Source organism: Sorangium sp. So ce321, assembly GCF_051530195.1.
GTDB lineage: Bacteria > Myxococcota_A > Polyangia > Polyangiales > Polyangiaceae > Sorangium.
This window is the reverse complement of record NZ_CP150329.1, coordinates 1,422,973-1,436,797: the sequence shown is the minus strand read 5'-3', so window position 1 is coordinate 1,436,797 and position 13,825 is coordinate 1,422,973. Positions and strand designations below refer to the sequence as shown.

Here is a 13,825-nt window from a genome sequence, read left to right as displayed (position 1 = left end):
CTCTCTTCTGGCGGTTTCAACCCGTTTTTCGCTCCAGAGCACCGATGGGCCGGGCGGCAGTCCATGCCGCGGCGTCAGGGGCAGGTCGTGATCGGCGCGTCGCTGCACGAAACGAACCAGTTCTCGGGCCTGGAGCAGGCCGGATCGCCGCTGGTCAAGCAGCTCTCGAAGTACGATGGCGGCCGGAGCACGCACTCCACCGGCGGCGCCGGGATCGTGGGCGGATGGTCGCCGTCGCTCTCGTAAAAGCGCTGCCAGAGCGCCGCTCCCGGCGCCTGCACATAGATGTACTCGCCGCGGGAGTAGTCGCCCGAGTCCTCGGCTTCGACATAACCGGCCGCGCCCGACGCCAGGAACTCCAGGATGCACAGGTTCCACGGCGCATCGCCGCCGCCGATCTCGAAGCTGGATTCGCAAGGGCTGGTGAGCCCGCAGCGGCGCAGGTGAACCAGGTCGGGGCTGTCGGGCGCGCACCATGACGACGGCACGACCTGCGCGGGATCGCACGCCGCGGGCCGGGACAGGGCGAGCTGGATGCCGCGACGGCAGCACACCGAGCAGGACTCCTGCGGCAGCACGGAGCCGGGCTCGCAGCCGCACACGGGCTGGAACGTGGGGCCGCCGGCCGTATCACAGCACACCCCGGGTTGGCCTTCGCAGAGCTGCCAGTTGACCGCTTCTCCGGGACAGTACGCGGGGTATGTATGCGCGAACCCGGCGCCGTTCCAGCAACATTCTCGGTTCGGGCAGCACTCGAGTCCATCGAGGCGAACACCCTGGCTGGGATCGTCGCAGGACGGACCGGGGATGATCCCTTCGACGTATCCACCGACCGGATACTGGGCGTTGCAGAACTCCTCTGCCTGGCGCGACCAGTAATCATGGCCCCCACAAACCTCGAGGAGCGCTCCGAGATCGGTGAACAGGGCACACCCGAGCGGCGCAGGCGTCCCGACGACCGGGGGCGGATCCTCGCATCCTCCTGTCGCCGCGCCGCTGCTGCCACCGGAGCCCGCGCTACCCCCGCCGCCTGCGCTGCCTCCGCCGGAGCTCGCCGTCTCCGAGCCGCCTGCGCTGCCTCCGCCGGAGCTCGCCGTCTCCGAGCCGCCGCCGCCTCCGGATGCCGGACCGGGCTCGTCGCCGCCCTGGCATCGAGCTCCCTTCGCGCCTGTGAGGAAGAAGAGCGCAGAGAGCGCCAACAAACGATGGGTGGCTCGCATACCGTACCTCGTGGATCCAGGAGGTCCGAACAGGATCCGAAAGTCAAGCTTCCCATCATGGATCGCGTGACCGCCAGGCTCCGTGCGGGAGGCGCGCGGTCGCGGCGAGGGGGCCTGCGGAGCGCCGCGGACAACTACGCCGCTGGGGCACGCCTGGCGCGACCGCAACGACAAGCGTCACGCGCGGGAGGCGCCGTTCAAGCTCAGACCGTCGGAGCCTGGCTATCAGTTCATGAGCCGCGAGCCAGCCGGAGCCCGCCGCTCCGGCTTTGGCGTGGAGAGCGGACCAGCGTGGTGGTGGACCATCTTCCACTGGCTGTCTTCGAGGATGAAAATGTTCGTCGCGCACAGGTGTGCAGGCTCGTCGCCGTCGGCCTCGAGGCACGTGACGAAGGCGAATTCGCCGAACAGGTGCGCCACGGCGCCCTGGCAGCGCAGGCGTAAGGGCGAGCTTTGGTGCAAGATCTGGCGCCAGCTCTCGAGCACGCTGGCGCGCCCCGAGAGCGCCTGCATACCGGGATGGGCGCAGGCCACGGGCGCCCGCTCGGACCACACCTTGCGCATCGCCTGGTGATCCCCGGAGCGGAACGCCTCGTAAAAGTCCTCGTTTGCGGCCAGAACGAGCCGTTTCGCTTCGACGCTCTCCTCGATGCTCATGCAGAAACAATGCTCCCCGGCCGGCTCTGATGCAAGAGCTTCGAAAACGACCCGCGGGACGGCGCAGCGGCCGGCCTCCGGAGAGCTCGGCGGCGGTCGGCGCCAGCGGGTCCTCCCGCGAAGCCCACGAATGGATCGGGCGGCGTGCAGGCGCCGAACTCGCACCCTCCCGCGTGGAGTGCGGCGCGGAGCCAGGGCCGTCGGGATGGCCAGGGCGGTAGTCGCACGCGTCACGAGCCGCTCTCCCAGCGTCCACGCGGCGGCCGCCGTACTGGAAGAGCACCGTTCTGCGCCGGTGTCGCGGCCGACCACGTCGGCGCCGACCGCTCGCGGAGCACGAGCACGCGTCGCCGTGGTCGTCGGGCGCCACGTACACGCTCGCCGGGGCGCGCGGGCCGCCGACGTCGTTGCCGCCGCCGCTGGCCACGGTTGCCGCCGCCCTCGTTGCCGGCGCCGCCGTTGCCCGCACTGCCGCCGCTGCCCCATCATCCGATGCGAGACGGCACATCGATGCCTCGACAGCGCTGCATGCAACTGCACCATACCCCTGCGTCCTGGCACGGCGCGCTACTGGCCACAGCCGGAGTGCGTCCATGCATGCACGCAAGAATCTCAGATCATGTCAAGGTCTCGGTCATGACCGCAACGTAAAGAACGTGTTTCCAGCCAACGTACGAAACCTCGCGAACCTGGACCCTGGACTTCCAGTCCCTGCGGCTCTCCACCCGAACAAGCCTGTTCTACTTGGGTCCCGGATGGCGACCCGCAACCGAGCCACATCGACGGCATTCTGTATAAATTTTCGAAAATCCGACTGCATTCGATCATTGTCATTATTCGCGATATTAACTATCTGCTGCAGCCGACGACGAATCCCCTGATCGTAGTTCGGATAATCGGAGAACCCATCAAACTGATTGGCGGCGCGAATGATGTCGATCAAATTCTTCGCCCCGCGTGCCCCAAATTCAGAAGGATCTTTCGCCAATCGATTCTCCAGAGCCCGTTGCATCCACCCCATACTCTCCAATGTGTCTGCTGCCAGGTAGTCCGCGTGGGAAGGACCGCGGGCCTCCGACATCAACAGTCTGGCGACAGCTCCAGCTTCAGTAGCAGGATCCGGCAACTCTATCGCAGCGTCAACCACGACCCTTAGTGTCGCCTGGATTCCGGACCGTGTCGCCACAGTCACCGTTACAGCGTCACTACCTGATGTTGTAGCAAGCGCGCTGAGGTAAAACGAAAAATTGCCAACGGCGCGCATACGAGGCATGCCATCGACGCTAACCACATCAGGATCACTGCTCGTTATTTTGGGAACACAATCCGAGCGTGGAACATCGGCGAGCTCGATGCCGGCCGAAGAGTTCCCTTCGGTGCTCGATATGTGAATAGTCACAGCCGTAACATCTGTTCCATGTCGCCGAAAACGCATATATCACCTTCATATAGCGCAAGGCCCAAATCGACGCTTTACTCCTGCATCACTCTCCATTGAATAAAATCAATACCGAAGTCAGGAGGGATCCGGGTCGACAAGCATGTCAGGCATGCGATCGGATTTGTTGCCTCACTTCGATGCGGACTATCCTCCAACGAGGAGCTGCGCCCCTCCTCGACCGCCGGATTGCCCCCTGGCAGCATCTCCCTGCAGCGCTGCGATCGCGCCTCTCCGGGGAGACGTCGCCGGCTTCGCAGCCTCATGTTCCCGACCGAGCTCGACGTCTCCCCAGTATTCCCCGCCGCCATCCAACGCCCCCTGTCGCGAACGGATACGCGAGCCTATCGTAGGACAGCGGCAGGGAGAAGGCAGGAGCTCCGACGGTCTCGATGCTGGCGGACAGTTGGAAGCATGACCGTCCGTAGCGCAAGCGCCCGACCAGCGCCAGCGTGAACGTCGGCGCAGCGCCGGTTACCTGTCCCCCTTCGCGAGGAAGGAGGAAGCGATGGCAACGAGGGTGGAGGGGGTCGAGCGATGGGAGCGCAGCGGGCCAATCGCCGAGAAGCTCGCGCGGCACGAGGGGTACAAGCTTGGCCAGCTGTACTGGCGCCGCTGGAAGCTTCGGGCCTACGGACCTTCGCAGCCCCTGCCGTGGTCGTCGTGGCGCTCGCGGTGCGCGGCGGCGGCTCGACGGGCTCGCCAGCCCCCGACGAGCGCGCGGCGAGCTCGGGTCCGCTGGGGTCGGCGGCGCGCTGTGGTAGACTCGCCGCATGGGACTCTTGACCTTCAGCATCAACGTCACCCTGGACGGCTGCGTCGACCACCAGGAGGGAATCGCCGACGACGAGACACACGCCTTCTTCACCCGCCTCATGGACGAGGGCGGGGCGATGCTGTGGGGCCGCGTCACCTACGAGATGATGGAGAGCTACTGGCCGGCGGTCGCCCGCGGCGACGAGGAGGCGCCGCCGGCGATACGCGAGTGGGCGGTCAAGCTGGACGCCAAGCCGAAGTACGTGGTGTCGTCGACGCGGAAGGACTTCCCGTGGACCAACAGCCACCACATCGCCGGCGACCTGCGCACGGGCGTGCAGAAGCTCAAGGACGCGACCCCGGCCGGCGTGCTCCTCGGTAGCGGCAAGCTCGCGACCGAGCTGGACCGGCTGGATCTGATCGACGAGTACAAGCTCCTCGTCCACCCCAGGATCGCCGGCCACGGCCCGACCCTGTACCAGAGCGGGCTGCCCAGCACGCGACGGCTCGAGCTGGTCTCGGCGAAGCCGCTCCGCAGCGGCGCGGTCGCCATGCACTACCGGCGCGCGCGCTGACTCGGAGCAGCCCCATCGCGCCCAGCTCGCGGGCCAGCGCGTCGTCGGGAGCCTTCTCGCCGCGCAACACGGCGTACCCGCTGCACGAGCCCCGTCTTGAGCATGACCGGCTGAGCGGAGCAGGGTGCAGGGGATGGCGGATGCAGCTACGTGTGAAGAAGCATGTGGCGGCCTGGCGTGCGAGCGAAGCGACGCCGGCGTTGTTCACGAGGATGTCGAGCTTGCTCACGAGCTGCACCTGGGGCTCGTGCCTCGACAACTCCCGCTGGGTCCGCGGTGACGCGGCCGCCGTTCGCCGGGCTCCCGCGCGTGCTCCGCGGCTCTTCCGTCAACACCTCGCGCGCCAGAGCCGGGATTGGGGAGAGCGTGGCCGCGCGGCGCAAGGAGGTTCAGAATCCCTTGCGTCGCGCGTGGCTCGCCTCTACGCAGGCGTGACTTTGGGTGCTCTCCGCGGCAAGCTCACCTTCTCCCGGTTCTTCGTGCTCGGCGCTCCGCCCGACAATCTCGCCGGCACGTCGATGAAGCGCATCCGCGCCGCCGCCTCGCAGCCGCTCGTCCCGGAGGACGACGAGAACGAGCGCCACGGGTGGTGCTCGATCGAGGACCCGATGGATGTGGACCTCGACCACGAGAAGGTCTTCTTCAACGAGTACGTCTGCCTCGGCCTGCGCGTCGACCGCTGGGTCGTGCCCAAGCCGCTGCTGCAGGCCCACCTCCGGGACGCGGAGGCGGCGCTGCTCGAGAGAAAGGGCCTGGAGCGGCTCGGGAAGAAGGCGCGCGCCGATCTCAAGCTCTTCGTGCTGAAGAAGCTCCGGCGGCAGCTCATCCCGGCCACCAGGAGCACCGACCTCGTCTGGAACACGGTGACCGGCATGGCGCGCTTCTTCAGCCAGTCGCCGCGCGTGCACCTCCTCGTCCAGGATCTCTTCGAGAAGACGTTCCGCCTCAAGCTGGTCCCGGAGAGCCCCGGCACCGCGGCGGAACGGCGCCAGCTGGGCGCGCGCGCGGAGAAGCTCTGGGAGGCGCTCGAGCCGACCTCGCTCGCGCGGCCCGGAGGTGCGGAGTGACGGATCTCGTTGAGCGCATCGAGCGCAATCGCTTCGTCGGGCGCGAGTTTCTGCTCTGGCTCTGGTTCGAGAGCATGCTCTTCGAGACGAACCTCGCCCCGACGGGCGAGCCTGCGTGCGCGCTCTGGCTGGAGGCGCGCCTCACGCTCGCCTTCGAGAAGGACGAGAGCGTGCTCAAGACCGCGGCGCCGGGCGCGGCGCCCGAGGCGAAGGAGGCGCTGCGCCAGGGCAAGCTCCCGCGCGAGGCGCGCCTGCGGCTGGTGTCCGGCGAGCGCGAGTATGCGTGGCTCTTCAAGGGGGACACGCTCGGCCTCGCGAACCTGTCGATCCCGGCGGAGCTCACGAAGAAGGACGACGAGGTCCACGAGGTGCTCTACGAGCGGATGCGCCTGGTCGAGGCGCTCGAGGCGACGCTCGACGCGCTCTTCAGCGACTTCCTCGCGCTCCGCCTCGGGGAGGTGTGGGAGGCCGCGGTCGTGCCCGCGCTGGTCCGCTTCGCGCACGACGAGGCGGTCGACGAGGCGTCGTACCTGAAGGCGAAGCAGCGCGCGCTCGGGAAGCGCTCGCGGTGATGTGGATACGTCGTCGGCTGAGCTCGCGCAGCCTCTTGTACCGGCGCACGTCCTTGAAGACGCGTGCAGCGCAGGAAGAGGACGCGGCGCTCCTGCGGCGCTCGCCGCGGCGCTCCGCTTCAATCCTTCAGGGCGCTCTAAGCCCCAGGCATCTTGAGGCCGCGCTCGTCCATCACGGCTTTGTTGCGCGCCTCGCTCTTCGCGTACGCCGGGCGGGCTCTGACCCGCTCGGCATATCCGGTGAAGCTCGGGCGCGGCTCGAGCATCTTGAAGTCGAGCATGTACGCGATGGTGCCGCCGAAGATGACGTCGGCCATCGAGAACTCCTTGCCGAGGACGAAGTCACGGCCAGAGATGGCCGATTCCATCGTCGCGATCATGTCGTCGTAGCTGCCCCAACCGGCGGAGCCGGCGCGGAACTCCCAGTTGCTGGCCTTGGCCATCGAGCCGGGCTCGATGACCGAGGGGGCGAAGAGCGACCAGCGAAAATAAGTGCCGCGCGCCGCGTCGTCGAGCTTCGGCGCGAGGCGGCCCGGGGCATAACGATCCGCGAGATAGAGGCCGATCGCCGCGGATTCGGTGACGACGGTGTCGCCGTCGACGAGCACGGGCAGCTTGCCCATCGGATTGAGCTTCGTGACGTCCGCCTTCTTCTGGTCGCCGGCCATGATGTCGACGAACTTGAGCTGGTACTCGACGCCGACTTCCTCGAGCATCCACACAGTGTTGGCGGCGCGCGAAAACGGGTGGTGGTAAAGAACGATGGCCATGGTGGTGTCTCTTTCTCCGTTCGTTTCCGCCGGTCGGTCGGCGGCGCGGCGGAGGCTACCAGAGGCCGGCCCCGTTGGGCGCGGCGCCAGGTGCGGCAGCTTTGAATTCCTCTGCCCGCCGCGTTCATGGCTCCCGCCTCGGCGCGTGGCGACCTCGGCGACCGCTCGTCATCGACCGGTCGTCCTGGCGGGATCTCTGACGCGCGAGATTAGCCCGACGGGGCGCCGCGGCCGCGGATCAGCGGGAGGTAGACCTCGTCGACGATCTCGACGAGCACGCTGTCGGGCACGCTCGGCGCGCCGCGGGTGATGAACTCGTTGCGCAGCAGGACGACGGCCACCGTCGCGACGCGGGGGTGCAGGGCCTCGGGCGCCGCCTCGCCGCGCGCGACGGCGCGGCCGAGGACCGCGAGCCACAGCGCGCTGCCGCCGTCGTTCGACGCTTCCTGCAGCTGCTTCAGCAGCTCGGGCTCGCCGCCGAGCCCCGCCAGCAGGCCGCGGAGCACGTCGCCCAGCGGTGAGGACCACTGCCGGTTCGCCCCCCGCAGCAGCTCGAGCACATCGGCGCGCAGCGAGCCGGTGTCGGGCAGCTCCACGCTGCTGGCCGCGAACTCCCGGTACGCAGCGACGGCGAGCAACGCCCGGCTCGGCCACCGACGGTAGATCGCGTTCTTCATCCGCGACGAGCTGCGCTGCACCGCGGTCCGCGTCACGGGCGGCGACGTGGGCCGGCTGAAGATCGCCGCCACCCACGCCGCCGCGGCGGGCCTGGAGACGTGGATCTGCCCGTTCACCACCGACCTGACCGGCGACGAGCTGCTCGCGCTGCTCGCGGAGTGCGCCGACCACGGCGAGCGGCTCCGCCGCGAGGGGGCCGAGGTCGTGATCGTCACCGGCTCGGAGCTCAGCCTGATGAACAAGGGCTTCGTGCCCGGCGAGACGTTCCTCGACAGGAGCAAGGTGCTCGCCGAGCAGGGGCCCCGGCTCCGCGAGCTGCTCGCCGCGCTCCCGGCCCGCATGAACGAGCTCCTCGCCAGGGCCGTCGCCGTGGTCCGCGCGCGGTTCGGCGGCAAGGTCAGCTACGCCTCGCTCCCGTTCGAGGGCGTCGACTGGACGCCGTTCGACTGCATCAGCACCGACGCCGGCTACCGGTACGCGCACGTCGCCGAGCGGTTCCCCGAGCTCATCCGCGCCTTCGTCGCTCGGGGCAGAGCGCTGGGCAAGCCCGTCGCGATCACCGAGTTCGGCTGCGCGACCTACAGGGGCGCGGCCGACGCCGGCCCGCGCGGCGGCGACGTCGTCGTGTGGGACGAGGCGACCGCGACGCCGCTCGGGCTGAAGGGCGAGCTCGTACGCGACGAGGCCGAGCAGGCGAGCTACCTGCGCGAGCTGCTCGAGATCTTCGACGCCGAGGGCGTCGACGCCGCGTTCGTGCACGTCTTCGCCGTCTACGTCCTGCCGCACGACCCGGACGAGCCGCGCAAGGACCTCGACCTGGCCAGCACCGGCGTCGTGAGGGCGCGCAAGGACGGCACCTGGGAGCCCAAGGAGGCGTTCTCGATGCTCGCCGGCCACTGCGGACGGTGGAGCTCGCCAAGCGCCAGCTCCTCGATCACCGGCGCTGCCAACAAGGCCGCAAGGCCAGCTTGACGGGCTGGCGCCTGAAGCAGCCCCGACTCAAGAACACTCATGAACGAGCTGGGAGGGGTGTTCGACTACATCATCCTTGGCGCTGGGTCCGCGGGCTGCATCCTTGCCGCCATGCTCGCGGAGCATCTCCCGGAAGACCGGATCCTCTTGCTGGAAGCCGGCGAGGACATTCCTCTGGACCACGAGACAGTCTGGGATCCCACCAGGTGGGCGCTGGTCTCGCGAGACCGAAACCTGGAATGGGGCTACCGCTCGGTCGCCCAGCCGGAGCTCGATGGCCGCGAGATTCGGCTCGGTCGGGCGAAGGCGCTGGGCGGCTGCAGCGTACACAACGCCATGGTGTACGTCCGCGGCGGCAGGTACGGCTTCGATCGCTGGGCCGACGAGGGGTGCGTGGGCTGGGACCACGAGAGCCTCTTGCCCTACTTCAAGCGGGTTGAGGAGCGGATACACGTCACCCAGGCGGAGATGGATCCGTTCATCAAGGATCTGGTCGTCGCCTGCAACCATATGGATATCCCCTACACCCCCGACTACAACACCTCCCCCCATCAGTTCGGTGTCTCCCCATTCCAGTTCCTCATCAGCCACGGGGGGCGGCGGGAGACCACCTTCAGCAGCTTCCTGGGCTCCAGGATGCACGCCAACCTGCACATCGCGAGCGGGGTCCGCTTCGATCGCATCCTCTTCGACCGCGATCGGCGTGCGATCGCCGTGGCGGTCACCGACCTGCGTACCGAGCGCCAGGTGGAGGTCCACGCCAGCCGAGAGATCCTGGCCTCGGCGGGCGCCATCGGCAGCGCGCAGCTCCTGCTGCTCTCCGGAGTGGGACCGGAGAGTCAGCTGCAGGACCTCGGGATCCCCGTCGTCTCCGCGCTCCCCGGAGTCGGCGAGAACTTCCAGGACGACCTCTTCGTCACGGCCATGTTCCTGAGCAAGAAGCCCATGCCACCGCAGCCTTACGGCCTCATGGGCGCGGTGATCTTCACCTCCACCGATCCCTCCACCCTGCCATACCGCACCGATGTGGAATGCTCCCTCGCCAGCGGCACCATGGATGGATTGGAGCTGCCCGCGGACAGACAGCAGAGCTACTTGATCTACCCGAACCTCCAGCTCCTCGGGAGCCGCGGCACGATCGCGTTGGCGAGCACCGACCCTGCAGCGCACCCCATCATCGATCCTCGCTATCTCATGGCATCCGAGGATATCCAGCGTTGCATCTGCTGTGTCAAGCTCGCCCGCGCCATCGGCCACGACAGCGGCCTCGCCGACTGGTCCGCCGAGGAGATCGTACCGGGGCCCCAGGTGGAAACGGACGCCGAGATCGAAGGCTATGTTCGCCGGACCGCCAACACTTGCTACCACTATGCGGGCACCTGCAAGATGGGGGTGGATGACATGGCCGTGGTGACGCCGGACCTCGAGGTCAGAGGCACGCATCGCCTGCGCGTCATCGACGCCTCTGTCATCCCCACCACGGTCTCCGGAAACACGGCCGCCGCCACCATGATGATCGCGGCCAGGGGCGCTGACCTGGTGCTCGCCAGCCGTCGAGGGGCCTGACCGTCGCGCGTCCGTTCGGCGGCGTGGTTTCCTCGCCGCGTCAGCGCGTGACCGCGCCGAGATCCACGAAGGCCTGGTCGGTCATGACCACGAAGGGCCGCTCCTCGAAGCTCAGGCCGCCCTTGCCGTCGTGATCGACGATCTGCAGCTTGCCCATGCCGTAGCCCATCGGCCCGCGGGCATAGTAATGCGCCTGCAGCGTGTACCGGCTGGCCCGCTGCCCCCGCGGGGCGCGGATGGTGAAGCACTCGGGCCCGTAGCCGGTGGTGACGTCGGCATAGAGGCGCCCGCCGCCCGGCAGCGTCGGCTGTGAGTAATAGGCGTGGCCGCCGCGGTCGTCCCGGATGTGGAAGTCGACGTCGTTGGCGTCGGTCTCCCAGCTCAGCACGAAGCGGAGCGAGGGAGCGCCTTCGAGCCTGGCGCCGGCCTTCGCGAGCCGCGCCAGGACGTGCGCCCGGCGCGCCGGCTCCGCCTTGATCCACGCCGCGGCGACGAGGCCGAGGTCCTCGCGCAGGATGCTCTCCACGCCGGCGAAGCGCCCCGACGGGTAGCGGCGCTCGAGGCCCGCCGCGAGAGAATCGAAGGCGGCGGCGTGCTCGCCCCGCTTGAGGCGGGCGAACGCGAGCAGGCGGTGGCTCGACGGGTGGTCGGGGCGCTGCTCGCGCGCCTTCTCGTAGGTGTCGATCGCCAGATCGAGCCCCGCGCCGCCCGCGAGGTGCTCGAGGCGCCCGCCGGCGTAGCGGCGGAGGTCCGCGCGCGCCGGGAACAGGTCGAGGAGCGAGCCGTACGCGCGGGCGGCGCCCGGCACGTCGCCGGCGGACTCGAGCGCCTCGCCGAGCGCGACGAGCGCGAGCACGTCCCCCGGGTCCTCGGCGCGCCAGGCCCAGGCGTCGCGCACGGCGGCCGGCGCGTCCCCCTGGGCGAGGAGGTCGTGGCCCCGCTTGAAGCGGCCGGTATACGGCTCCGGCGGCGACTCTGGCGGGGGCTCCGGCGGCGGCGGCGCGGCGGCGTCGCCCGCGGCCGGCGCGGCCGCGGCGCCCGGCGGCGCGAACTGGAGCGGGTACACAACGTGGATGCTGCCGCCCTCGGGCGCGGGGAAGCTCAGCGCGGGGAAGGCGCGAACCACGCAGGAGACCACGGCCGCGTCGGGCAGATCGGAGCCGCCGTCGCGCGCGTTCGCGACAGCGCCGCTCGGGTCGATGGTGAAGTGCACGGCGACACGGCCCTGCAAGCGGGCGTCCCGCCGGAGCCCCTCCTCGTAGCAGAGGCGGAAGCGGCCGAAGCTCTGGCGGACGATGCGCTGGACGACCTCCGGCGGAAAGCGGCCGCTCACCTGGGTGGCGCCCATGCGGACCGAGGGCGCCGCGGCCCCGCTGTGGTTGCCGCCGAGGCGGCCGTGGCCGCCGCCGAAGCCCTGGCCGCTGCCCGCGCCCGGCGCGGCGCTCGGCGCGGGCGCGGCGGCCGCGCCGCCGTGGCCGACCGTCCCGATCGAGCCGAGGCCGATGCCCTCGGCGCGACCGCCGCCGCCCTCGCCGACGCCCGAGAGCCCGAGACCGCCCGCGCCGAAGGAGTCTTCGAAGGAGTCTTCGGTGAGCGCGCCGGCAGCAGGCGCCGGCGGCGCGGGGGGCGAGCGCAGGGCCGCGCCCTCGCCAGCCGCGCTCGCGGCGGGGGAGACATCGGCCCTCGAGCCGGCGACGCCGGCGGGCGGCGCGGCGCCCCACGGCTTCTCGGCCGGCGGCCACGACCGCTTCCGCACCGCGACGCGGCCGCCCTCCACGGCGAGGATGTCGGAGAGGCCGCGCCGGGGGATGTCGAAGCGCGCGTAATCGCGCTCGGTCTCCAGCACGAGCAGCGCGGTGTACGGGCTCAGCACCCGGTGCGCGACAGAGAGGTCGATGATCTGCTTGCGGACGGCGTCCCTGTCGCCGCCCGTGGCCTCCCGGGCGAGGAGGTCGTCGATCTTCGCCCGCGCAGCGGCGCGCTCGAGCAGCGGGCGCTCCACGCCGCGGAGATCGGGCACGGTGGTGCGGCCGTCGACCGTGATCCGGACCGGCAGCTCGGCCGGCAGCTCGGCGTAGACGAGCGCCTCGTCACCGGGCTGCACGCCGTCCAGCGCGCGGGGCCAGACCCAGCGCGCGCCCTCGACGTCCACCGCGATCCCCGAGCGGGTGGCCGAGGCGAGGCGCCGCTCGACGTCGGCGAGGTCGCGCGCGCCGTCGATGACGGCGCCGTCGCGCGGCAGGCCCGCCGTGACGAGCTGCCGGAGCGCGGCCTCGTCGCGGATGCCGCCGAGCGCGACGGCGTCGAGCCGCTCGACCCCCGCGTCCCGCAGCGCCGCCGCGGCGCCGCGCAGCGCGCCCGGCGCGACCTCGCCCGCGGTGGCGATGCCGTCGGAGAGCAGCACCACGCGCCGCTGCCCGCGGGCGCGCGCGCGCTCGCCGGCCCAGCGGAGCGCGCGCCCGAGGTCCGAGGCGCCGAGCGCCCGCCGCGCGCGGATGCGCTGGATCTCCGCCTCGCCGAACGCCGAGGCCGCGCCGTCGAAGACGGGGGTGACGGCCTGGTCGTAGCAGGCGACGGTGAGCGGCGCGCCCGGGCCGCCTGCCCGCGCGACAGCCTGCGCGACCGCCGCGAGCAGCCCGAGCTGGTCCTCGAGCCCGAGCGCGCGCGAGGCGCTTGTGTCCACGAGGATCACCGCGGAGGCGAGCGGGTCGGGCCGCGCGTCCACCGGCGCGCTCACGCGGGCGAGCACGAGCTCGCCGCTGCGCAGGCCGCCCCGCGCCTCCGTCGACCCGAGCCGCGCGGGATCGACGACGAAGTCGGCGTCGGGCGCCGCGTCCCGCCGGTGCAGCGCGTGGACCGGCGCGGCGGCGCCAGCGACGGTGGCCTCGAGGTCGAGGCGGCTCACCGCGGGCAGGCCGCGCAGGGGGACGGTGAAGGGCGCGTCCGGGCCGAGCTCCTGCGAGTACGAGAGGACGATCTCCTTCACGCCGCGCGCCGGGATGGGGAAGACCCGCGCGCTCACCTCGTTGCCCGCCGCTTGCTCGAGCAGCGCCGGGTCCTGCTTGCGATGGAGGAAGTCCTCGTACGCCGCGCGCGCGGCGCGAGCCTCGACCACCTCGCCTTCCTGCCAGCGCTGGCCGATCTTCATGGCGAGGCGGCCGAGGCTCGCGCCGCGCGGCAGGGTCACCCTGAAGGTGCCCTCGAGCACGCGATCTTCGGGGTTCTCGAAGGTGAGGTGCAGCTCGGTGAGCGCGAGCGGCGCCTCGATCACCGCGCGGCCGGTGAGCGCGACGAGGCGCAGCCCCGTGCCATCCGCGGCGGTGAGCCGGATCGGCGCGACCTCGGGGCCGGGATGGCGCGCCGCGAGGGCGCGGGCCTGCGCGGCGGGCTCGGGCCTGCGCGGGAGCGAGCTGGGGGTGTCGGGCGGGGGGCTGTCGGCGCAGCTCGAGAACGCGGGGACGAGGGCGACGATCGCGGCGAGCGCAGCGCGGCCGCGAAGGAGAGCTCTTCGCACGGGGGCCTCCGGTCAGGGCACAGCGGGCCCCGCCGGCATG

General features: G+C 70.7%; 11 protein-coding genes. 5 read left to right on the top strand and 6 right to left on the bottom strand.

Annotation, left to right across the window (positions count from 1 at the left end):
- Window positions 1-74: 74 nt before the first annotated feature.
- From WME89_RS05575 to WME89_RS05565, 3 genes are all read right to left on the bottom strand, one after another.
- Entirely contained in the window at window positions 75-1,202 is a 1,128-nt protein-coding gene (locus WME89_RS05575) for a hypothetical protein (RefSeq protein ID WP_438008212.1), read from the bottom strand.
- Window positions 1,203-1,445: 243 nt separating this feature from the next.
- Window positions 1,446-1,877, bottom strand: coding sequence for a nuclear transport factor 2 family protein (locus WME89_RS05570; protein WP_438008211.1), 432 nt, complete (start codon window positions 1,875-1,877; stop codon window positions 1,446-1,448).
- A 634-nt stretch (window positions 1,878-2,511) separates the two neighbouring features.
- Window positions 2,512-3,312, bottom strand: coding sequence for a hypothetical protein (locus WME89_RS05565; protein WP_438008210.1), 801 nt, complete (start codon window positions 3,310-3,312; stop codon window positions 2,512-2,514).
- A 776-nt stretch (window positions 3,313-4,088) separates the two neighbouring features.
- On the opposite strand from WME89_RS05565, the gene WME89_RS05560 reads away from it, so the two are divergent.
- The 3 genes from WME89_RS05560 (at window position 4,089) to WME89_RS05550 (ending at window position 6,285) form a co-directional block, all read left to right on the top strand.
- Complete coding sequence (locus WME89_RS05560; protein WP_438008209.1) at window positions 4,089-4,646, top strand: dihydrofolate reductase family protein; 558 nt, start codon at window positions 4,089-4,091, stop codon at window positions 4,644-4,646.
- Between the two features lie 431 nt (window positions 4,647-5,077).
- On the top strand, window positions 5,078-5,713 hold the full coding sequence (locus WME89_RS05555; RefSeq protein ID WP_438008208.1) for a hypothetical protein: 636 nt from the start codon (window positions 5,078-5,080) through the stop codon (window positions 5,711-5,713).
- Window positions 5,710-6,285 (top strand): hypothetical protein, encoded by a 576-nt coding sequence (locus WME89_RS05550; protein ID WP_436619887.1) that lies wholly within the window; start codon window positions 5,710-5,712, stop codon window positions 6,283-6,285. The genes WME89_RS05555 and WME89_RS05550 overlap by 4 nt, the downstream gene beginning before the upstream one ends.
- 137 nt (window positions 6,286-6,422) lie before the next feature.
- Here the strand turns inward: WME89_RS05550 and WME89_RS05545 are convergent, their stop codons facing one another.
- Complete coding sequence (locus tag WME89_RS05545; protein ID WP_438008207.1) at window positions 6,423-7,055, bottom strand: glutathione S-transferase family protein; 633 nt, start codon at window positions 7,053-7,055, stop codon at window positions 6,423-6,425.
- Between the two features lie 209 nt (window positions 7,056-7,264).
- Window positions 7,265-7,768: a TetR-like C-terminal domain-containing protein gene (locus tag WME89_RS05540; protein WP_438011896.1), complete on the bottom strand. Its 504-nt coding sequence runs from the start codon at window positions 7,766-7,768 to the stop codon at window positions 7,265-7,267.
- Between the two features lie 10 nt (window positions 7,769-7,778).
- Between WME89_RS05540 and WME89_RS05535 the strand changes: the two genes are divergently transcribed.
- A complete protein-coding gene (locus WME89_RS05535) occupies window positions 7,779-8,705 on the top strand; it encodes a hypothetical protein (protein ID WP_438008206.1) in 927 nt (308 codons plus the stop codon).
- Window positions 8,706-8,744: 39 nt separating this feature from the next.
- Entirely contained in the window at window positions 8,745-10,271 is a 1,527-nt protein-coding gene (locus WME89_RS05530) for a GMC family oxidoreductase (protein ID WP_438008205.1), read from the top strand.
- Window positions 10,272-10,311: 40 nt separating this feature from the next.
- On the opposite strand, the gene WME89_RS05525 is transcribed toward WME89_RS05530, so the two are convergent.
- Complete coding sequence (locus tag WME89_RS05525) at window positions 10,312-13,785, bottom strand: AgmX/PglI C-terminal domain-containing protein (protein ID WP_438008204.1); 3,474 nt, start codon at window positions 13,783-13,785, stop codon at window positions 10,312-10,314.
- Window positions 13,786-13,825 lie beyond the last annotated feature (40 nt).

What these genes read in the sequence shown, in the direction of transcription:
- WME89_RS05570 (WP_438008211.1), bottom strand. Translation starts at nt 1,877, where the DNA reads ATGAGCATCGAGGAGAGCGTCGAAGCGAAACGGCTCGTTCTGGCCGCA.
- WME89_RS05565 (WP_438008210.1), bottom strand. Translation starts at nt 3,312, where the DNA reads ATGCGTTTTCGGCGACATGGAACAGATGTTACGGCTGTGACTATTCAC.
- WME89_RS05560 (WP_438008209.1), top strand. Translation starts at nt 4,089, where the DNA reads ATGGGACTCTTGACCTTCAGCATCAACGTCACCCTGGACGGCTGCGTC.
- WME89_RS05545 (WP_438008207.1), bottom strand. Translation starts at nt 7,055, where the DNA reads ATGGCCATCGTTCTTTACCACCACCCGTTTTCGCGCGCCGCCAACACT.
- WME89_RS05530 (WP_438008205.1), top strand. Translation starts at nt 8,745, where the DNA reads ATGAACGAGCTGGGAGGGGTGTTCGACTACATCATCCTTGGCGCTGGG.